General features: G+C 69.0%; 19 protein-coding genes. 11 read left to right on the top strand and 8 right to left on the bottom strand.

Annotated features, from left to right (window positions below; translation table 11 throughout):
• From MKL09_RS28140 to MKL09_RS28155, 4 genes are all read left to right on the top strand, one after another.
• Positions 1 to 1,056 (top strand): ABC transporter ATP-binding protein, encoded by a 1,056-nt coding sequence (locus tag MKL09_RS28140; RefSeq protein ID WP_244025265.1) that lies wholly within the window; start codon positions 1 to 3, stop codon positions 1,054 to 1,056.
• A 52-nt stretch (positions 1,057 to 1,108) separates the two neighbouring features.
• Positions 1,109 to 2,026 (top strand): ABC transporter permease, encoded by a 918-nt coding sequence (locus MKL09_RS28145; protein WP_244025266.1) that lies wholly within the window; start codon positions 1,109 to 1,111, stop codon positions 2,024 to 2,026.
• Positions 2,023 to 2,796 carry an ABC transporter permease gene (locus MKL09_RS28150; protein WP_244025267.1) on the top strand — a complete coding sequence of 258 codons (774 nt, stop codon included), beginning with the start codon at positions 2,023 to 2,025 and terminating at the stop codon, positions 2,794 to 2,796. Before MKL09_RS28145 ends, MKL09_RS28150 begins: the two co-directional genes overlap by 4 nt.
• Before the next feature lie 135 nt (positions 2,797 to 2,931).
• Positions 2,932 to 3,156, top strand: coding sequence for a hypothetical protein (locus MKL09_RS28155; RefSeq protein ID WP_244025268.1), 225 nt, complete (start codon positions 2,932 to 2,934; stop codon positions 3,154 to 3,156).
• Between the two features lie 20 nt (positions 3,157 to 3,176).
• Here MKL09_RS28155 and ureG read toward each other — a convergent pair whose 3' ends face one another.
• Genes ureG through MKL09_RS28185 form a run of 6 tightly spaced genes read right to left on the bottom strand, consistent with a single transcriptional unit; the run spans position 3,177 to position 7,872 of the window.
• On the bottom strand, positions 3,177 to 3,794 hold the full coding sequence (gene ureG, locus MKL09_RS28160; protein ID WP_244025269.1) for an urease accessory protein UreG: 618 nt from the start codon (positions 3,792 to 3,794) through the stop codon (positions 3,177 to 3,179).
• 9 nt (positions 3,795 to 3,803) lie between these two features.
• The gene (locus MKL09_RS28165) at positions 3,804 to 4,514 is read right to left on the bottom strand and encodes an urease accessory protein UreF (protein ID WP_244025270.1); all 711 of its coding nucleotides are present in this window, start codon (positions 4,512 to 4,514) and stop codon (positions 3,804 to 3,806) included.
• Entirely contained in the window at positions 4,480 to 4,974 is a 495-nt protein-coding gene (locus MKL09_RS28170) for an urease accessory protein UreE (RefSeq protein ID WP_244025271.1), read from the bottom strand. The genes MKL09_RS28165 and MKL09_RS28170 overlap by 35 nt, the downstream gene beginning before the upstream one ends.
• 34 nt (positions 4,975 to 5,008) lie before the next feature.
• The gene (locus MKL09_RS28175) at positions 5,009 to 5,488 is read right to left on the bottom strand and encodes a DUF29 domain-containing protein (protein ID WP_244025272.1); all 480 of its coding nucleotides are present in this window, start codon (positions 5,486 to 5,488) and stop codon (positions 5,009 to 5,011) included.
• A 33-nt stretch (positions 5,489 to 5,521) separates the two neighbouring features.
• A complete protein-coding gene (gene ureC, locus MKL09_RS28180; RefSeq protein WP_244025273.1) occupies positions 5,522 to 7,249 on the bottom strand; it encodes an urease subunit alpha in 1,728 nt (575 codons plus the stop codon).
• Between the two features lie 2 nt (positions 7,250 to 7,251).
• Positions 7,252 to 7,872, bottom strand: a complete 621-nt coding sequence (locus MKL09_RS28185; protein ID WP_244025274.1) for an urease subunit gamma — start codon at positions 7,870 to 7,872, stop codon at positions 7,252 to 7,254.
• Positions 7,873 to 8,106: 234 nt separating this feature from the next.
• Here MKL09_RS28185 and MKL09_RS28190 point away from each other — a divergent pair, with 234 nt between their 5' ends.
• Positions 8,107 to 8,415, top strand: coding sequence for a hypothetical protein (locus tag MKL09_RS28190; RefSeq protein WP_244025275.1), 309 nt, complete (start codon positions 8,107 to 8,109; stop codon positions 8,413 to 8,415).
• A gap of 14 nt (positions 8,416 to 8,429) precedes the next feature.
• Here MKL09_RS28190 and MKL09_RS28195 read toward each other — a convergent pair whose 3' ends face one another.
• Both MKL09_RS28195 and MKL09_RS28200 read right to left on the bottom strand, forming a co-directional pair.
• A complete protein-coding gene (locus MKL09_RS28195; protein WP_244025276.1) occupies positions 8,430 to 8,603 on the bottom strand; it encodes a hypothetical protein in 174 nt (57 codons plus the stop codon).
• Positions 8,604 to 8,881: 278 nt separating this feature from the next.
• Complete coding sequence (locus MKL09_RS28200; protein WP_244025277.1) at positions 8,882 to 9,103, bottom strand: HOOK family protein; 222 nt, start codon at positions 9,101 to 9,103, stop codon at positions 8,882 to 8,884.
• 365 nt (positions 9,104 to 9,468) lie between these two features.
• Here MKL09_RS28200 and MKL09_RS28205 point away from each other — a divergent pair, with 365 nt between their 5' ends.
• The 6 genes from MKL09_RS28205 (at position 9,469) to MKL09_RS28230 (ending at position 18,090) form a co-directional block, all read left to right on the top strand.
• Positions 9,469 to 10,668, top strand: a complete 1,200-nt coding sequence (locus tag MKL09_RS28205; RefSeq protein ID WP_244025278.1) for an efflux RND transporter periplasmic adaptor subunit — start codon at positions 9,469 to 9,471, stop codon at positions 10,666 to 10,668.
• 61 nt (positions 10,669 to 10,729) lie between these two features.
• Positions 10,730 to 13,888, top strand: a complete 3,159-nt coding sequence (locus tag MKL09_RS28210; RefSeq protein WP_244025279.1) for an efflux RND transporter permease subunit — start codon at positions 10,730 to 10,732, stop codon at positions 13,886 to 13,888.
• A gap of 115 nt (positions 13,889 to 14,003) precedes the next feature.
• The gene (locus MKL09_RS28215) at positions 14,004 to 15,140 is read left to right on the top strand and encodes a CaiB/BaiF CoA transferase family protein (protein ID WP_244025280.1); all 1,137 of its coding nucleotides are present in this window, start codon (positions 14,004 to 14,006) and stop codon (positions 15,138 to 15,140) included.
• A 208-nt stretch (positions 15,141 to 15,348) separates the two neighbouring features.
• A complete protein-coding gene (locus tag MKL09_RS28220) occupies positions 15,349 to 16,098 on the top strand; it encodes a glucose 1-dehydrogenase (RefSeq protein ID WP_244025281.1) in 750 nt (249 codons plus the stop codon).
• 8 nt (positions 16,099 to 16,106) lie between these two features.
• On the top strand, positions 16,107 to 17,255 hold the full coding sequence (locus MKL09_RS28225) for an acyl-CoA dehydrogenase family protein (protein ID WP_244025282.1): 1,149 nt from the start codon (positions 16,107 to 16,109) through the stop codon (positions 17,253 to 17,255).
• Between the two features lies 1 nt (position 17,256).
• The gene (locus MKL09_RS28230; protein ID WP_244025283.1) at positions 17,257 to 18,090 is read left to right on the top strand and encodes a MaoC family dehydratase N-terminal domain-containing protein; all 834 of its coding nucleotides are present in this window, start codon (positions 17,257 to 17,259) and stop codon (positions 18,088 to 18,090) included.
• Positions 18,091 to 18,388 lie beyond the last annotated feature (298 nt).

Below are 18,388 nucleotides of genomic sequence, written 5' to 3' on the forward strand. Positions count from 1 at the left end.
TTGACGGACGCACCCGCGCTGCGCCTGCGGCTGGAGGACCTGACCAAACGCTTCGGCACGCATGTCGCCGTCGATGCGGTGAACCTCGAGCTGGAGGCCGGGGAGTTCTTCTGCCTGCTCGGGCCGTCCGGCTGCGGGAAGAGCACCCTGCTGCGCCTGATCGCGGGCTTCGAGATCCCAAGTTCCGGTCGCGTGCGGCTGGGCGATCAGGACCTGACAGCCCTGCCGCCGCACCGGCGGCCGGTGAACATGATGGTCCAGTCCTACGCCCTGTTCCCGCATATGAGCGTGGCCGGGAATGTCGGCTACGGCCTGAAGGGTCTGGGCCGGACTGCCGCGTCCGCCAGGGTGGCCGAGCTGCTGCGCCTCGTCCAGCTTGAAGGCTTCGCCGAGCGCCGGCCCGACACGTTGTCGGGCGGGCAGCGCCAGCGGGTCGCTCTGGCCCGGGCGCTCGCCCGAGAGCCGAAGCTGCTCCTTCTGGACGAACCCCTCGGCGCCCTCGACCGCGGCCTGCGCGAGGAGACGCAAGCGGAGCTGCGCGCCGTCCAGCGCCGGCTCGGCACCGCCTTCGTGGTGGTGACCCACGATCCCGAGGAGGCGATGATGCTGGCCGACCGGATCGGCGTCATGGAGCGCGGCCGGCTCGCCCAGGTCGGACCGGCGGCCGAGCTGTACCGGCGTCCGGCCAGCCGGTTCGTGGCGGGCCTGCTCGGCGACGTGAACCTCATCCCCGGCCGCCTTGGTCCGGCCGAGGCCGGCGACAGCCGCGCGGTTCAGACCCCGCATGGGCCTGTCCGGGCAGCCGCGACGGCGCTGCCCGAGGGCGCGACGGTGGTCGTCGCAGTGCGCCCGGAAAACCTGATCGTCGGCACCGAAGGACTTCCGGTGACGATCGCCGACGCGATTTTCTTAGGGGATCGCCTGCGCCGGACCTTGCGCTTGCCCGACGGCACCCTGCTGCGGTCGAGTGGGCGGCCTGACGACGAGAACGCTCCCGCAGGTTCGGAAACCCGCGCCGGCTTTGCCGCCGCCGACGCCGTGATCCTCCCGGCATGATGCGGCTGGGCATCAGGCACGTCCGCACGACCGAGCCGTGTGAGCGGCAGCCGTGAGGGTTAAGGCGCCGAGAAGACCCCTGTTCGACCGGCTCGCGCGCCTGCCGCCGTTCCTGTGGCTGACGGCCTTCTTCCTGCTGCCGTTCGTGATCACGCTGAAGATCAGCCTATCCGAGCCGGCGACCGCGATTCCGCCCTACCTGCCGGTGCTCGATTGGCAGGGCGGGCTCGACGGCTGGTCGAGCTTCCTCGAATCCTTGAACCTCGACAATTACGCGACGCTCGCCGCCGACACGCTCTATCGCGACGCAGCCCTGGGCTCGCTCGGCTACGCGCTGGTCGCCAGCCTGATCCTGGTCGCGCTCGGCACGCCGCTCGCCTACGCGCTGGCCCGGGCGCCGTCGCGGTGGCAACCGCTCCTGGTCGCCCTCGTGGTGGTGCCGTTCTGGACGAGCTTCCTGATCCGGATCTACGCCTGGATCGCGATCCTCAAGCCGGAGGGCCTGCTGAACCTGATCCTGCGCCGGCTCGGCCTGATCACCGAGCCGCTGATCATCCTGAACACCGATGCCGCGGTGATCATCGGCTTGGTCTACGCCTACCTGCCGTTCATGGTCCTGCCGCTCTACGCGGTGATGAATCGCCTCGACCCGGCCCTGCGCGAGGCCGCGGCGGACCTCGGCGCCTCGCCGACCCGGGTGTTCTGGACCGTGACGCTGCCGCTCAGCCTGCCCGGGATCGCGGCCGGCGCCGGGCTGTGCTTCATCCCGATGGTCGGCGAGTTCGTGATCCCGGACCTGCTGGGCGGCTCCGAGACCCTGATGCTCGGCCGGGTGCTCTGGAGCGAGTTCTTCTCGAACCGCGACTGGCCGCTCGCCTCCGCGGTGGCGGTGCTGATCCTGGCGATCATCATCGGCCCGGTGGTGCTGTTTCGCGACAGCCTGCGCGCCGGCGAGGAGGGGCGCCCATGACCTGGGTGACCCGCACCGCCCTCGTCATGGGGCTGGGCTTCCTCTACGCGCCGATCCTGGTGCTGATCGCCTACTCGTTCAACGCCTCGAGTCTGGTCACCGTCTGGGGCGGATTCTCGACCCGGTGGTACGGCACGCTGCTGGCCGATGCGCCGCTGATGGCGGCGGCTTGGGTCTCTCTTCAGGTTGCGCTGCTGGCGAGCCTGATCGCCACGATCCTCGGGACCCTCGCGGCTCTGGCCCTGGAGCGCCACGGCCGCTTCCGCGGACGGGCGCTGTTCACCGGCCTGATCTTCGGGCCGATGGTGATGCCGGAGGTGATGATCGGCCTGTCGCTCCTCCTGATGTTCATCGGCATCGGGATCGACCGGGGCCTCGTAACCCTCGTGATCGCGCACGCGACCTTCTGCACCGGCTTCGTCGCCGTGGTCGTGGCGGCGCGCCTGCGCGGGCTCGACCGCGGCCTCGAGGAGGCGGCGGCCGATCTCGGCGCGGGGCCGGTGCGGGTGTTCCTCACCATCACGCTGCCGCTGCTGGCTCCCGCTGTGCTGGCCGGCGCGCTCCTGGCTTTCACCCTGTCGCTCGACGACCTCGTGATCGCGAGCTTCGTCTCGGGCCCGGGCTCGACCACCCTGCCGATGCGCCTCTACGGCCAGGTCCGGCTCGGGGTGAATCCGGAGATCAACGCCGCCTCGACGCTCCTCGTCGTGCTGGTCAGCGCCTTCGTGCTGCTGGCGTCATGGCTCACCGTTAGGCGTTCGCGCGCCTGACGCGATTTTCATCCGGCCGTGCTCCGAGACGCGTCGCGCGAGACGTGCGCTCGCGCACGCAGCCACGCTTCGGGCGATCGTACCATTTCCGTGAGCCTGCTGCGTCAAGCAGCGAGTCTATGAGGGACCATCGTCATGATTCGTGCTCTGACATTGCTACCTCTTGCTACGCTCCTCGTCGTACCAGCCGCGGAAGCCCGTTCGGCCCGTGTCCACGCAAAGCCTCTGCCCAATCCCGCCATCAAGGCGCGCGAATCGGCGCTGAAGGATTTCGACGCCCGGATGAGCCGGCTCGACGCGCTGATGGGCTTGCCGCCGAAGGCGTCGCCCCGGTCGCGCTCGGCGGAGGCCGGCCGCTGATCAGCCTGATCGGGGGACGCTCAGCGGCCGAGGCCGCCGGCCTCCTCGATGAAGCGCGCGACGGCGTCGGCGCCGTCGCCGCCCCGCAGGGACGCGAACACGTAGGGCCGCGCGCCGCGCATCCGCTTGGTGTCGGCTTCCATCACCGCGAGATCGGCGCCGACCAGTGGCGCGAGATCGGTCTTGTTGACGATGAGCAGATCCGACCGGGTGATGCCGGGGCCGCCCTTACGCGGGATCTTCTCGCCGCCCGCCACGTCGATCACGTAGAGCGTGATGTCGGCGAGCTCCGGCGAGAACGTCGCCGCCAGGTTGTCGCCGCCGGATTCGATCAGCACCAGATCGAGCTTCGGGAAGCGCCGGCTCATCTCGGCCACCGCGGCGAGGTTGATCGAGGCATCCTCGCGGATCGCCGTATGCGGGCAGCCGCCGGTCTCGACCCCCAGGATGCGCTCCTCCGGCAGGGCGCCGGCCACCGTCAGGATCCGCGCATCCTCCTTGGTGTAGATGTCGTTGGTGATCGCGCAGATCTCATAGCGCTCGCGAAAACGCTTGCAGAGCTGCTCCATGAGGGCGGTCTTGCCGGAGCCCACGGGGCCGCCGATGCCGACGCGGAGCGGGCCGTTCGAGGAGGTCATGCTGGGCCCTCAGGATCGGAAGATGCGGGAATACTGGGTCTCGTGCCGGAACGAGCCGAGATCGAGGCGGAACGTGGCGGAGCCGATCGCGTCGAGATCCGCGTCGCACGCATCCTCCGCGAGCAGCACGATACGAGGCGCCAGGGCCGCGATCACCCGCGTGCCGGCGGCCTGCCCGACCGGGGCCGCCCGCAACGCCGCCGAGACGAGGGTCTGGACGAAGGCGAGGCCATAGGCGGCAATCAGGGGCCGGCGCGCCATGCCGTGCGCCCCCGCTGCCGCACCGACCGCCACAGGATACGCGACCGGCCCCGGGAGCGGACCGGCCAAGGCCGTCAGCGCTTCGCAGGGCCAGGCGCCGAGCGTGGCGTCGAGGAAGCTGCGGCCCTGCTGGCTGGTCTCCAAATGCAATTCGCGCGACGGCGCAAGCGCCAAGGCGAGGTCGTTGATCGCGACGATCCTCCCCGGTTCGGCCGAGGTCACCGCCCGATGGGCCTGCGCCGCCAGGATCAGATCGTTGCGCAGAGCACCGTGCTCGCAGACATCGGCGAGCCAGGCGGTGAGGCTCGCCTCATCACGCACGTCGCCGGTCTCGGCGGCCCATTCCAGCCCGTGTGAATAGGCGTAGGCGCCCACCGGATAGCCCGGCGACAACCACGCCATCAGCCGCAACGCGTCCAGGCTCTCACCCATCGGCGTGGTGGTGATGGCGGCGGCCATGCGGGTGATCATGTCCGTGGGCATGGCCGCCGGAATAGGCCCCACCCTCCGGCCGGAACGGACGCTCGACCGGCTCGGCGGTGCCCCCCAGGCCCCGGACCATGTCGGCGAGCACATGGTCGTCGGCGATCCAGACCGTCTCCGTGCCGATCTCGGCCGGGATATGCCGGTTGCCGATATGCCAGATCAGCCGCTTGAGGGCGTGGTCGTTCGCGGCGCGGATCTCCAGCAGCCGCTCGGGTGCGGCCTCGACCCAGACCAGGCGGCCATCCTCCAGCACCAGGGCGTCGCCGTCCTCCAGCACGGCCGCCTCCGGCAGATCGAGCAGAAACCCCAAGCCCCCGGCCCCCCGCATGGCGACGCGGCGGCGATAGCGCTCGCCGGAATCGAGCACGACCCGGTCGACGATCTCGCCGCCGGACAGGTGCTCGCGGCGGAGGATGCGGGTGGCGCGGATCATGATCGTCGCGTGATGTCGGTGGGGCTCCTCGTCGTCACACAACATCCTCTTCGGGTGGCCCGGGATAGAACGCAAGATCGAGGATCTGTTTCACGGTATACGGACACGTCTTTGGAAATGTCTTCTCCGGAAGACGTGTTTCACTGGACGCGCCGAGCGCGGCGAGGCGATAAGCACTTTGCAGCACATGATCGGGCCAGGATCGCAAGCTCGGGCTCGTATCCAATAGGCCATCTATCCGGATCCGCTGCTCCACGATGGTGGTACGCCAGCCGTATTTCCGCTTCTCCGGCTGAAACTCCCATTTCAGCAGGTGAAGAATCAGGACGGCAAGGCGGCTGCGGATCTCGGATTTTTGCGACCCGCCCAAGCTCTCGATCTCTTCGGCAACGTTTAGCTCGTCGATCTCCGACCATCGGCCAGCCCGGAGCAGAGCGGATTGCTGTTCGGACCAGAGGTAGAGATCGGTGCCATAGAGATCTGATTCTGGCGTTTTCAGCGCGGCCTTCGCCATCTCTGGCCTCCTGTCCGTCCGCCACACGATAGCTCAGAACAGAAAATAGCGCTGCGCCATCGGCAGCACCTCGGCCGGCTCGCAGACCAGGAGTTCGCCGTCGGCCCGGACGTCGTAGGTCTCGGGATCGACCTCGATCACTGGCGTCGCGTCGTTGAGCACCATGTCCTTCTTCGAGATGCCGCCGCGGACATTCTCCACGGCAACCAGCTGCTTCTGCACGCCGAGCCGTTCCCGCAACCCGTCCTCCACCGCCGCCCGGGAGACGAAGGTCAGAGCCGTCGCGTAAGGCACGCGGCCGTAGGCGCCGAACATCGGGCGGTAATGCACCGGCTGGGGCGTCGGGATCGAGGCGTTCGGGTCGCCCATCGGGGCGGCCGCGATGCTCCCGCCCTTCAGCACGAGATCGGGCTTCACCCCGAAGAACGCCGGAGTCCAGAGCACGAGGTCGGCGAGCTTGCCGGGCTCCACCGAGCCGATATGCTTCGACACGCCGTGCGCGATGGCCGGGTTGATCGTGTACTTGGCGACGTAGCGCCGGGCGCGCAGGTTGTCGGTGCCGGAAGTGTCGCCCGCGAGGGCGCCGCGCTGGCGCTTCATCTTGTCGGCGGTCTGCCAGGTGCGGATCACGACCTCGCCGACCCGGCCCATGGCCTGGCTGTCCGACGACATCATCGAGAGCGCGCCGATATCGTGCAGGATGTCCTCGGCCGCGATCGTCTCGCGCCGGATCCGGCTCTCCGCGAAGGCGAGATCCTCGGGGATCGACGGGTCGAGGTGATGGCAGACCATGAGCATGTCGAGATGCTCGTCGATGGTGTTCTTGGTGTAGGGCCGCGTCGGGTTGGTCGAGGACGGGAGCACGTTCGGCAGCCCGGCGACCTTGATGATGTCCGGCGCGTGGCCGCCGCCCGCACCCTCGGTGTGGAAGGCGTGGATCGTCCGGCCCTTGAAAGCCGCGATCGTGTCCTCGACAAACCCCGACTCGTTGAGCGTGTCGGTGTGGATCATGACCTGGATGTCGTGGGCGTCCGCCACCGACAGGCAGGTGTCGATCGCCGCCGGCGTCGTGCCCCAATCCTCGTGGAGCTTCAGCGCGCAGGCCCCGGCTCGCACCATCTCGACCAGGCTCTCCGGGCGCGAGGCGTTGCCCTTGCCGGCAAACGCCAGGTTCATCGGGAAGGCGTCGGCCGCCTCGATCATCCGGGCGATGTGCCAGGGACCGGGGGTGCAGGTGGTGGCGAAGGTGCCGTGCGCCGGCCCGGTGCCGCCGCCCAGCATCGTGGTTACCCCCGAGCACAAGGCCTCCTCGATCTGCTGCGGGCAGATGAAGTGGATGTGGCTGTCGAAGCCGCCGGCCGTGAGGATTTTTCCCTCCCCGGCGATCACCTCGGTGCCGGGGCCGACGACGATGTCGATCCCGGGCTGCACGTCGGGGTTGCCGGCCTTGCCGAGCTTGAAGATCCGGCCGCGCACGATGCCGACATCGCACTTCACGACGCCCCAATGGTCGAGCACCACCGCGTTGGTGATCACCGTGTCGACGGCGCCAGCGGCGTTGGTGACTTGGCTCTGGCCCATCCCGTCACGGATGACCTTGCCGCCGCCGAACTTCACCTCCTCGCCGTACGTGGTGAAGTCGCGCTCCACCGTGATCTCGAGGGACGTATCGGCCAGCCGGATCCGGTCGCCGGTGGTCGGCCCGAACATGTCGGCATAGGCGGCCCGGGGGAGGGTGGCGGGCTTCGGCGTGTTGGCCATGGTCACAGCTTGCCCATCACGTCGCCGCGGAACCCATAGACGGTGCGTCCGCCCGACAGCGGCACCAGCACCACCTCCCGGGTCGAGCCCGGCTCGAAGCGCACGGCGGTGCCGGGTGCGATGTCGAGGCGCCGGCCGCGCGCCCTCTCGCGCTCGAAGACGAGACCGGGATTCACCTCGAAGAAGTGGTAGTGCGAGCCGACCTGGATCGGCCGGTCGCCGGCATTGGCGACCTCGATCACAATGCGCTCGGCGCCGGCGTTGAACACGATCTCGCCGGGTAGGGTGGTGACGGTACCCGGCACGTCGGTCGAGACCGCCCCCCGGATCGGGTGATGCACCGTCACGAGCTTGGTCCCGTCAGGAAACGTCGCCTCGACCTGGATGTCGTGGATCATCTCGGCGATGCCAGTCATCACCTGGTCGGCGGTGAGCACGTTCGCCCCCGCCTGCATCAGCTCGGCGACGCTGCGCCCGTCGCGGGCGCCCTCGACCACGAAGTCGGTGATCAGCGCTACGGCCTCGGGGTGGTTCAGCTTGACCCCGCGCGCCAGGCGGTTGCGCGCCACCTGCGCCGCCATGGCGATGAGCAGCTTGTCCTTCTCGCGGGGCGTCAGCAGCACGGGATACCTCGTCGTCGCGGCGACGGGAGCAAGGATCATGCGCGCCGTGGGGTCAAGGGTGGCGCAAGTCGGTCCGACATCGCCGGCAAGCCGATCGGGAAGCGCCGCGTCTCGGATCCGGCCAGAGCGCTCGCCACCGAAGTGGTTGCCGATTCGGCAGCGAGCGTGACGAATCAACGGCTCTAGGCAGGTTGCAGGGATCGATGCACCATCCCCCGCTCCGAGAGCGCGATCATGCGCGTCTTCGCGGGCGTCCGTGAACACCCAACCCTCGGGCGCGGTCTCCCCGCCGTTCGCGCCGGCACCCTCGAATCCCTCGGCACGTCAACAATGAATGATCTTGGCTCGCACGAACGCGACGCGCACCGATCTTCCCGCCACGATATCGATGTCAGGCTCGGACAGCACGCGGTCGGGCTGCTCCAGGGCGCCCGGGATAGCGGCGACCCGGCCCTGATCGAACAGGCCGAGGCGATGGCCATGGCGGTCGGCTTCGCCCTGGCCTCGCGTCTTTTGGGCTCAGGCGAGACCGGCGAATCCTGATTCCGGGCGAACCGTCAGGCCGCCTCGTCGTCCCCGGCAATGAGGCGCATGGCGCGCAAGCGGGCTGTGCGCTCGTCGCGCGCTCGCAAGTCCGCGCGAATGGCCGCCCAGAGAGCCGCCGGCTCGGGAATGTCCTGCGGCGGGAAAGCTGCGTCGGTTTCGGTCTCGCGTCGATCGAAGGCGTTCATGTCGTGGCATCCCGCGCCTTGCGCTGCGGTCCGGTATCAGCACTGCGCTTCGGCGGTCCAGCCTCAAACACGGGCACGGCCTGTACAACCGGCCTGCATCGTCACGCCGAAACCGTGTTCGCGCCGCTTCCCGATGTGTCTGGCGAACCGGGCCCGCACCGAGTGGGGGCAAAAGCTGCCCGCAAGCTTGAGCAAACGTGAGAAACATAACGGACACGGAGACGTGGCACCTGTCCGTTCCGCTCGGCCGCCCAGTTCACGTCGCTGGCGGAGTGCTCTCAACCCTTCGTCAGCGTGGTGATGATGGAATCGACGACGTCGATCTGGTGCTGCACCGCCACCAGCCGCGACCCCGCGGCTGCGCCGTCGCCGAGCACGAAGGTGCCTTTCTGCCGTCGCGCATCGCGCAGCTTGCGCACCGACGCGACGATGGTCTGCCGCTCCTCCACGAGTGCGGCCCGCAACTCGTTCAGGCCGTCCAGTTCCAGAGTCTCGGCCATGCGGCGTCCCGGTGTCCTGACTACGCGGCCGGACGCCGCGGCATCCGCCCATGCGCGCGCCGGCGCGTCGTCGCACCGGCTCTCTCGCTCATGTGCGACGCGATTGCCATGGGCGCAATCGGCGGTCATCGCGGGCAGGGGGTGTGGGCTCGCGTTCGAAGTCGGCACTGCGCCCTAATGTTGCCGCGCCGATTGTATGCTAGGGAATGCAATATTTTTCGGCGTGACGGTGACCGATCTTGGGACGCTTCGCGGCTCGATCACGCAAGGGCCAGTCAGGCATGCTGAGCCACGATGACAGCCATCGCGACGCGACCCGATCGGACGAGGCTGTCGCATTCCACGGCGGAGGGGGCCCGCGGTCGATGACGGTGAAGCAGAAGCCGCGGCGGTCCCGCGGTTTGGTGACGATGATCGTGGTCCTCGCCGTTTTAGGCGGCGGGGCCTACGGCTACGTGCGCACGACCGAGCGGCCGGTGGCCAAGGCGAAGGCGGCCGCGCCGGTGCCCGTGCCGGTCACCCTCGGGACCGTCGAGCAGGGGCCGTTCGCGCTGCTGCTGAACGGGCTGGGCACCGTCCAGGCCTATAATACCGTCCAGGTGCGGACCCGGGTCGACGGCGAGATCCACCAGATCGCGTTCCGCGAGGGCCAGAATGTCCGCAAGGGCGACATCCTGGTCCAGGTCGATCCGCGCCCCTACCAGGCGACCCTGGACCAGGCGAAGGCCAAGAAGGATCAGGATACCGCCAACCTCAACAACGCCAAGGCGGACCTCGTCCGCTACACCGGTCTCGGGGCCTACGCGTCGCGCCAGCAGACCGAGACGCAGACGGCCATGGTCGCGCAGCTGACCGCGCAGGTCGCCTCCGATCAGGCGTCCATCGACAACGCCACCACGCAGCTGAGCTACGCCACGATCCGGGCGCCGATCGATGGCGTCACCGGCTTCCGCCAGGTCGATATCGGCAACATCGTCACCGCCGCGGGTCAGTCGGCGATCGTCACCATCACACAGGTCGAGCCGATCTTCGTGGTGTTCACGGCGCCCGAGGATCAGCTGCCGGCGATCGGCGCCGCCCTGCGGACCGGCGACGTGCCGGTGGCGGCCTGGACCACGGACGGGCTGACCAAGCTGGCGGACGGCAAGCTCGCCCTGTTCAACAATCAGGTCGATACCGCCACCGGCACGATCCGCCTGAAGGCGGTGTTCCAGAACCAGAACCACGCCCTGTGGCCCGGCCTGTCGGTCTCGACGAAGATGCGGGTCGGCACGGTGACGGCGGCCACGACGGTGCCGGACGATGCCGTCCAGCACGGGCCCGACGGCCTGTTCGCTTTCGTGATCGACGAATCCGGCCACGCCCATCAGCGGGTGCTGAAGGCCGGGCGCTCGGATTCGGGCCGGACACAGGTGCTGGCCGGTGACCTGAAGCCCGGCGAGCGTGTGATCACCGCCGGGCAGTACAAGGTCCAGGACGGCAGCCTCGTGGCCGATCCGCACGCGGCCCACACGGCTCAGGCGGAAACGACGGCGTCCAACCGGTCGGCCAAGGCCGATCCGTGATGGGACTCCGCATCGACGGGGCGGCCGCGATGCCGCGTGAGGGTCTGCGAGAGAGGCTGCAATGAAGGCTGGCATCTCGGCGCCGTTCATCCGCTTCCCGGTGGCGACCACGCTGATCATGGTCGGCATCCTGTTTCTCGGGATGGTCACCTATCCGCTGCTTGGCGTCGCGCCGCTGCCGCAGGTGGATTTTCCGACGATCCAGGTCACCGCGCAATTGCCCGGCGCCAGCCCGGAGACCATGGCCTCCTCGGTGGCCCAGCCCCTGGAGCGGCAATTCTCGCAGATCCCGGGCGTCGCCCAGATGACCTCGACGAGCTCGCTCGGGATCTCGACGGTCACGGTCCAGTTCGACCTCAACCGAAACATCGACGGCGCGGCCAGCGACATCCAGGCGGCGATCAACGCGGCGAGCGGCCAGCTGCCGAAGAATCTGCCGACCCCGCCGACCTACCGGAAGGTCAACCCGGCCGATTCCCCGATCCTGCTGCTCTCGGCCACCTCCGACAGCTTGCCGCTGATCGACGTGGACGACGCGGTGGACGTGCAGCTCGCCCAGCGGATCAGCCAGATCTCGGGCGTCGCGCAGGTGTTCATCGGCGGCCAGCAGAAGCCCGCGGTGCGGATCCAGGTCGATCCGGCCAAGCTCGTCGCCAAGGGCCTGTCGCTGGAGGATATCCGCACGCCCCTGTCGCTGACTACGGTGAACAACCCGAAGGGCAGCATCGACGGCGCGAGCCACAGCTACACGATCTTCGCCAACGATCAGCTCACCACGGCGCAGAACTGGAACGACGTGATCGTCGCCTATCGCGACGGCGCGCCCCTGCGGGTGCGCGACATCGGCACCGCGGTCGCCGGGCCCGAGGACACCAAGCAGGCCGGCTGGACCAACGGCCAGCGCGGCGTGTTCCTGGTGGTGTTCAAGCAGCCCGGCGCCAACGTCATCGACACGGTGGACAGCATCAAGGCGCAGTTGCCGCGCCTGACCGCGACCCTCCCGGCCGGCATCAAGATCGGCATCCTCAGCGACCGGACGCAGACGATCCGCGCCTCCGTGGAGGACGTGCAGTTCACGCTGCTGATCACCATCGTCCTGGTGGTCGCGGTGATCTTCGTATTCCTGCGCAGCTTCTGGGCGACCGTGATCCCGAGCGTGACCGTTCCGCTCGCCCTGCTCGGCGCCTGCGCGCTGATGTGGCTCGCCGGCTATACCCTCGACAACCTGTCGCTGATGGCGCTGACCATCTCGGTGGGCTTCGTGGTCGACGACGCCATCGTCGTGCTGGAGAACATCAGCCGCTACGTCGAGGAGGGGATGCGGCCCATGGAGGCCGCGTTCAAGGGCGCGGGCGAGATCGGCTTCACCATCGTGTCGATCTCGGTGTCGCTGATCGCCGTGCTGATCCCGCTGCTGCTGATGGGCGGCATCATCGGCCGCCTGTTCCGGGAATTCGCCGTGGTCCTTTCGATGACCATCGCGGTCTCGGCCTTCGTGTCTCTCACGCTGACGCCGATGATGGCGGCCCGCCTCCTCAAGCCCCACGGTACCGGCCACCACGGCCGCCTGTACCGGGCGAGCGAGGCGGTGTTCGACGGACTGCTGTCGTCCTACGCGAAGGGGCTCGACCTCGCCCTGCGCTTCCGCTTCATCACGCTGCTGACCTTCTTCGCGACCCTGGCGCTGACCATCCACCTGTTCATCGTCATCCCGAAGGGGTTCTTCCCGCAGCAGGACACCGGCTTCATGATCGGCGTCACCGAGGCGGGGCAGGACATCTCGTTCTCGGCAATGAAGACCCTGCAGGAGAAGGTCGGCGCCATCGTCCAGGCCGATCCGGACGTGGCGACGGTGGGCATGTCGCTCGGCGGCAACGGCCAGGCGCTCAATTCGGGGCGGATGTACATCACGCTCAAGCCCCGCGAGGAGCGCGAGGCCGACGCCTTCCAGATCATCGGCCGGCTGCGGCCCAAGCTGGAGCGGGTCGAGGGGATCCGCAGCTACATCCAGGCCACCCAGGACGTGCGCACCGGCGGCCGGACCTCCCGGACGCAGTTCGAATACACGCTCCAGGACCCGGATCTCGCCGAGCTGAACGCCTGGGCGCCCCGCATCCTCGACAAGATGAAGACGCTGCCGGAACTGCGCGACGTCGCGACCGACCAGCAGAACCGCGGCACCACCCTGACGCTGGCGATCGACCGCGACGCCGCCTCCCGCTACGGCATTACCCCCCAGCTGATCGACGACACCCTCTACGACGCCTTCGGCCAGCGGCAGATCGCCCAGTATTTCACGCAGCTCAACAGCTACCACGTGATCCTGGAGGTGCTCCCGGCCCTGCAGGGCAGCGTCGAGAGCCTCGACAAGATCTACATCAAGGCGCCGATCGGCGGCGGGCAGGTGCCGCTCGCGGCCTTCGCCCGCTGGACCACCGACCCGGTGGCGGCGCTCGCGGTCAACCACCAGGGCCAGTTCCCCGCGGTGACGATCAGCTTCAACCTCGGCCCCAACGTCGCGCTGGGGCAGGCCACCGACGCGATCGGCCAGGCGATGAAGGACCTCGCGGTTCCGCCGACCGTGGTCACCGGATTCCAGGGCACCGCGCAGGCGTTCCAGCAATCGCTCTCGACGGTGCCGCTGCTGATCCTGGCGGCCCTGTTCGTGGTCTACCTGATCCTCGGCATCCTCTACGAGAGCTTCATCCACCCGATCACGATCCTTTCGACCCTGCCCTCGGCCGGCGTCGGTGCGTTGGCCGTGCTGATGTGGGCGGGCTACGATTTCAGCCTGATCGCGCTGATCGGCATCATTCTCCTCATCGGCATCGTGAAGAAGAACGGCATCATGCTGATCGACTTCGCCATCGTGGCCGAGCGCGAGGAGGGGCTGAGCCCGGAGGAGGCGATCCGCAAGGCGGCCCTGCTGCGGTTCCGCCCGATCCTGATGACCACCATGGCGGCATTGCTGGGCGGCATCCCGCTGATGCTCGCCACCGGCACCGGCTCCGAGATCCGGCAGCCCCTCGGCTACGCCATGGTTGGCGGCCTTGCCGTGAGCCAGATTCTGACGCTGTTCACGACGCCGGTCATCTACATCTATCTCGACCGGCTGGCGCACCGCTTCTCCTTCCGGGACAGGCCCGAGGCGGTCGACGACCAGCTGGCCGAGGACCGCGAGGCCGCCCACGCGCAACAGGCCCTGCGCGCCGCGGAATAGGGCTGCGGCTTCGCGCCGGATGTCAGCCGCCCCCGCTTGGCGGGGCGCGCGGCCGACCCAGTTCACTCCGCTTCGGCCTCGCGAAGCGGGGCGTTCCGGATGCGGGGAGCGGTGAATGAGCGTGAACCGGCCGTTGCGCGGGCTGACCGTCCTCGCCCTGGAGCAGGCCGTCGCCGCGCCGTACTGCACCTCCCGGCTCGCCGATGCCGGAGCCCGGGTGATCAAGATCGAGCGCCCGGAGGGGGATTTTGCCCGCGGCTACGATTCCGCCGTCAACGGGCTGGCGAGCTACTTCGTCTGGCTGAACCGCGGCAAGGAGAGCCTGGTTGCCGACATCAAGGATCCGGACGACGCCCGCCTGCTGCACGCCATCCTCGAAGAGGCCGACGTGTTCGTGCAGAACCTCGCCCCGGGAGCAGCCGCCCGGGCGGGCTTCGATTCGGCTGATTTGCGGGTGCGCCATCCGCGGCTGATCACCGTCGACATCTCAGGCTACGGCGCCGGCCACGCCTACAGCGACATGAAGGCCTACGACCTGCTGGTGCAGGCCGAGAGCGGCATGGCCGGCATCACCGGCCACCCGGCCGGCCCGGGCCGGGTCGGCGTCTCGGTCTGCGACATCGCCTGCGGGATGGATGCCCATGCGGCAGTGCTGGAGGCGCTGATCGCCCGCTCCATCTCGGGCGAAGGCTGCGCCCTGGAGGTCAGCCTGTTCAGCGGCGCGGCCGACTGGATGAACGTGCCGCTGCTCTATTTCGAGGGCACCGGCTGCGAGCCGCAGCGGGTCGGCCTCGCCCATCCCTCGATCTCGCCCTACGGCGCCTACCCCACCGCCGACGACAGCCTCGTGCTGATCTCGATCCAGAACGAGCGCGAATGGGCAAGCTTCTGCGACCGGGTTCTGGGCGAGCCGGATCTCGCCCGAGCCGAGGGCTTTGCCTCGAACAACGCCCGGGTGGCGAACCGCGCCGCCGTGGATCTGCGCGTCGGCGCCGCCCTGGTGCGGCTGAGCCGCGACGCGGCCGCCGCCCGGCTCAAGGCCGCCGGCACCGCCTATGGGTTCGTCAACACGCTGGCCGACCTCGCCACCCATCCGGCCCTGGTCCGCGCCGAGGTCGAGACCTCGGCCGGAACGGCCCGCATCGTCGCGCCGCCGGTCCTGATCGACGGCGAAGTCCGCGCGCTTGGCCGGGTGCCGGATATCGGCGAGCACAGCGCGCGGATCCGGCGGGAGTTTGGGGCGCGGGGTTGAACGCATGTTTGGCCTAAAGCCTCACCCGCGACCTCATCTTGAGGTGCTCGCGCGAAGCGCGAGCCTCGAAAAAGGCCTCCAGATGCCACCGCGATCCCTGGAGGTCTCCTTCGAGGCGGCCGCTGCGCGTCCGCACCTCAGGATGAGGGAGGGGCTTGGATATGCGTGAACGTTGAACAGCCTGGAAAAACAAAAACAGGAGGAAGCGATGAGACTGAACGGAAAAATCGCGGTCGTGACAGGGGCCGGCAGCGGCTTCGGCGCGGGCATCGCCCAGCGTTTCGCCGCCGAGGGCGCCCGGGTCGCCTGCGTGGATATCGACCGGGCGGCGGCCGAGCGGGTCGCCGGGGAGATCGGCGCGAATGCCATCGCGATCGCCGCGGATGTCGGGGCGGCGGCCGATGTCGAGGCCAGCGTGTCCGAGACCCGGGCGCGGTTCGGCATTCCGCACATCCTGGTGAACAACGCCGGCACCACCCACCGCAACAAGCCGTTGCTGGAGGTGACCGAGGACGAGTTCGACCGGGTCTTCCGGGTGAACGTGAAGTCGATCTTCCACTACGTCCGGACAATCGCCCCGCTGATGCGCGACCAGGGCGGCGGCGTGATCCTCAATGTCAGCTCGACGGCGGCGCTCCGGCCGCGCCCGGGGCTGACCTGGTACAACGCGTCCAAGGGGGCGGCGAGCCTCGCCTCGAAGTCGCTGGCGCTGGAACTGGCCCCCTGGAAGATCCGGGTGAACGCCCTGTGCCCGGTGATGGGCGCCACGGCGCTGCTCGAGCATTTCATGGGCGTGCCCGACACCCCGGAGAACCGGGACAAGTTCATCGCGACGATCCCGCTCGGGCGGATGTCGCGCGCCGAGGACATCGCCGCCGCGGCCCTGTTCCTGGCCTCCGACGAGGCCGAATTCATCACCGGCGTCGACTTGCCGGTCGATGGCGGTCGCACGGCCTGAGGCGCGCCATGGAAGCCTATACCGAGATCCGCGAGGCGGTCGCCAAGCTCTGCGCCGGGTTTCCCGGGCCGTATTGGCGGGCCCTCGACCGGGAGATGGCCTACCCGACCGAATTCGTGACCGCGCTGACCGAGAGCGGCTACCTGTCGGTCCTGGTCCCCGAAGAGTATGGCGGCTCCGGCCTGCCGCTCTCGGCCGCCGCTGCGATCCTGGAGGAGGTCCAGCGGGCGGGCTGCAACGGTGGCGCCTGCCACGCGCAGATGTACACGATGGGCACGCTGCTCCGGCACGGCTCCGAGGCGCAGAAGGCCGCCTACCTCCCGGCCATCGCGGAGGGGCGCCTGCGGCTCCAGGCCTTCGGGGTGACCGAGCCGAGTTCCGGCACCGACACCGGCAGCCTGAAGACCACGGCCCGGCGCGAGGGCGACCACTACGTCGTCAACGGCCAGAAGATCTGGACCAGCCGGGCCGAACATTCGGACCTGATGCTGCTCCTGGCCCGCACCACCCCGCGAACCGAGGGCACGAAGCGCACCGACGGCCTGTCGGTGCTGCTCGTCGACATGCGGGAGGCGATCGGCAACGGCCTGACCATCCGGCCGATCCGCACAATGATGAACCACGCCACCACGGAGGTTTTCTTCGACAGCCTCCGGGTGCCGGCGGAGAACCTGATCGGCGAGGAAGGAAACGGCTTCCGCTACATCCTGTCCGGCATGAATGCCGAGCGGATCCTGATCGCCGCGGAATGCGTCGGCGACGCCAAATGGTTCATCGACAGGGCGAAGACCTACGCCGCGGACCGGTCGGTGTTCGGCCGGCCGATCGGCGCCAACCAGGGCGTCCAGTTCCCGATCGCGAAGGCCTATGCCAACATGCGCGCCGCCGAGCTGATGGTCCGCGAGGCGCTGAGCCTCTACGAGGCCGGCACCAATCCGGGCGCAGAGGCCAACATGGCCAAGATGCTCGCCGCCGACGCCTCGTTCGAGGCCGCCAATGCCTGCATCCAGACCCATGGCGGGTTCGGCTTCGCCGAGGAATACGACATCGAGCGCAAGTTCCGCGAGACGCGCCTCTATCAAGTGGCGCCGATCTCCACGAATCTGATCCTGGCCTACCTGTCCGAGCACGTGCTCGGCCTGCCGCGGTCGTACTGACATGACCGACCTCACCGCCTGGATCGGCCGCACCCGCGAGACCACGGACCTCGTCACGCCGCGTCTGCTCGCCGAGTTCCGCGCGACCTTCACGCCGCATCTGGCTCCGATGCCGGATGGCGCAGCCCCGCCGGCGCTGCACTGGTGCCTCGCCCCGGAGACCCCGCCCGCCGACGCCCTCGGGCCGGACGGCCACGCGGCCAAGGGCGGGTTCCTGCCGCCTGTGCCACTGCCGCGGCGGATGTGGGCTGGCGGGCAGGTCGAGACGTTCTCGGAGCTGCGCGAGGGCGATCTGGTGACCCGTACCGAGACGGTGCGCGACGTGGCCTTCAAGGAGGGGCGCAGCGGCCGGCTGTGCTTCGTCACGGTCGCGCACGCCCTCGCCACCGCCCGCGGCGTGGCGATCCGGGAGCGGCAGGACATCGTCTACCGGGAGGCCGCCGGGGCGCAGAGCGGAGCGGGGGGCGCGGCCGAGCGCGACGACGCATCGAATTACGAGCGGGTCTGGGCCGTGCCGGCGACGCCGACGCTGCTGTTCCGCTACTCGGCGATGACCTTCAACGGCCACCGCTTCCACTACGACCAGCCCTACGCGACGCACGTCGAGGGCTATGCCGACCTCGTGGTCCACGGGCCGATCCAGGCGACGCTGCTGATGAACCTCGCGGCGACGCTGCTCGGACGGGTGCCGCGAAGCTTCACGCATCGCGGCGTTTCGCCGATGACCGCCAACCAGAGTTTTCAGGTCTGTGGGCGACGGACAGGGGAGGGGTTCGAAGGCGTGACCCTGGATGAGGCCGGCCACGTCTGCATGCGGGCGCAGGCGGTCGCGTAAGCGCTTACGTTTCGAAATCCAGCTGCGCCGTCATCGCGAGCGCAGCGAAGCAACCCAGTGCAGCTCGCGGTCTCAGACGGGAGCGCGTGCTTAGGTTGCTTCGCTGCGCTCGCAATGACGGGGAGGGCGCGGCCGAGCCTACAGATATCCTACCCGCGACCTCATCCTGAGATGGCGCCCCTAAGCGGCGCCCGCGAAGGGGGGTTCCAGGGATCGCTGCGACTGCTGGAGGGCTTCGTCGAGGCCCGCTCGCGCGGGCCCCTCCGGCTGAGGAAGACGGATAGAGTGACGGTTCGGC

This window comes from Methylobacterium sp. J-048 (assembly GCF_022829515.1).
Classification (GTDB): domain Bacteria; phylum Pseudomonadota; class Alphaproteobacteria; order Rhizobiales; family Beijerinckiaceae; genus Methylobacterium.

Bases quoted from the DNA above. Each gene is read 5' to 3' on its own strand.
- MKL09_RS28230 (WP_244025283.1), top strand. From the start codon at position 17,257: ATGACCGACCTCACCGCCTGGATCGGCCGCACCCGCGAGACCACGGAC.
- MKL09_RS28155 (WP_244025268.1), top strand. From the start codon at position 2,932: ATGATTCGTGCTCTGACATTGCTACCTCTTGCTACGCTCCTCGTCGTA.
- MKL09_RS28215 (WP_244025280.1), top strand. From the start codon at position 14,004: ATGAGCGTGAACCGGCCGTTGCGCGGGCTGACCGTCCTCGCCCTGGAG.
- MKL09_RS28150 (WP_244025267.1), top strand. From the start codon at position 2,023: ATGACCTGGGTGACCCGCACCGCCCTCGTCATGGGGCTGGGCTTCCTC.
- ureG (WP_244025269.1), bottom strand. From the start codon at position 3,794: ATGACCTCCTCGAACGGCCCGCTCCGCGTCGGCATCGGCGGCCCCGTG.
- MKL09_RS28210 (WP_244025279.1), top strand. From the start codon at position 10,730: ATGAAGGCTGGCATCTCGGCGCCGTTCATCCGCTTCCCGGTGGCGACC.
- MKL09_RS28195 (WP_244025276.1), bottom strand. From the start codon at position 8,603: ATGAACGCCTTCGATCGACGCGAGACCGAAACCGACGCAGCTTTCCCG.
- ureC (WP_244025273.1), bottom strand. From the start codon at position 7,249: ATGGCCAACACGCCGAAGCCCGCCACCCTCCCCCGGGCCGCCTATGCC.
- MKL09_RS28165 (WP_244025270.1), bottom strand. From the start codon at position 4,514: ATGGCCGCCGCCATCACCACCACGCCGATGGGTGAGAGCCTGGACGCG.
- MKL09_RS28225 (WP_244025282.1), top strand. From the start codon at position 16,107: ATGGAAGCCTATACCGAGATCCGCGAGGCGGTCGCCAAGCTCTGCGCC.
- MKL09_RS28190 (WP_244025275.1), top strand. From the start codon at position 8,107: ATGCGCGTCTTCGCGGGCGTCCGTGAACACCCAACCCTCGGGCGCGGT.
- MKL09_RS28175 (WP_244025272.1), bottom strand. From the start codon at position 5,488: ATGGCGAAGGCCGCGCTGAAAACGCCAGAATCAGATCTCTATGGCACC.
- MKL09_RS28220 (WP_244025281.1), top strand. From the start codon at position 15,349: ATGAGACTGAACGGAAAAATCGCGGTCGTGACAGGGGCCGGCAGCGGC.
- MKL09_RS28170 (WP_244025271.1), bottom strand. From the start codon at position 4,974: ATGATCCGCGCCACCCGCATCCTCCGCCGCGAGCACCTGTCCGGCGGC.
- MKL09_RS28205 (WP_244025278.1), top strand. From the start codon at position 9,469: ATGACGGTGAAGCAGAAGCCGCGGCGGTCCCGCGGTTTGGTGACGATG.
- MKL09_RS28200 (WP_244025277.1), bottom strand. From the start codon at position 9,103: ATGGCCGAGACTCTGGAACTGGACGGCCTGAACGAGTTGCGGGCCGCA.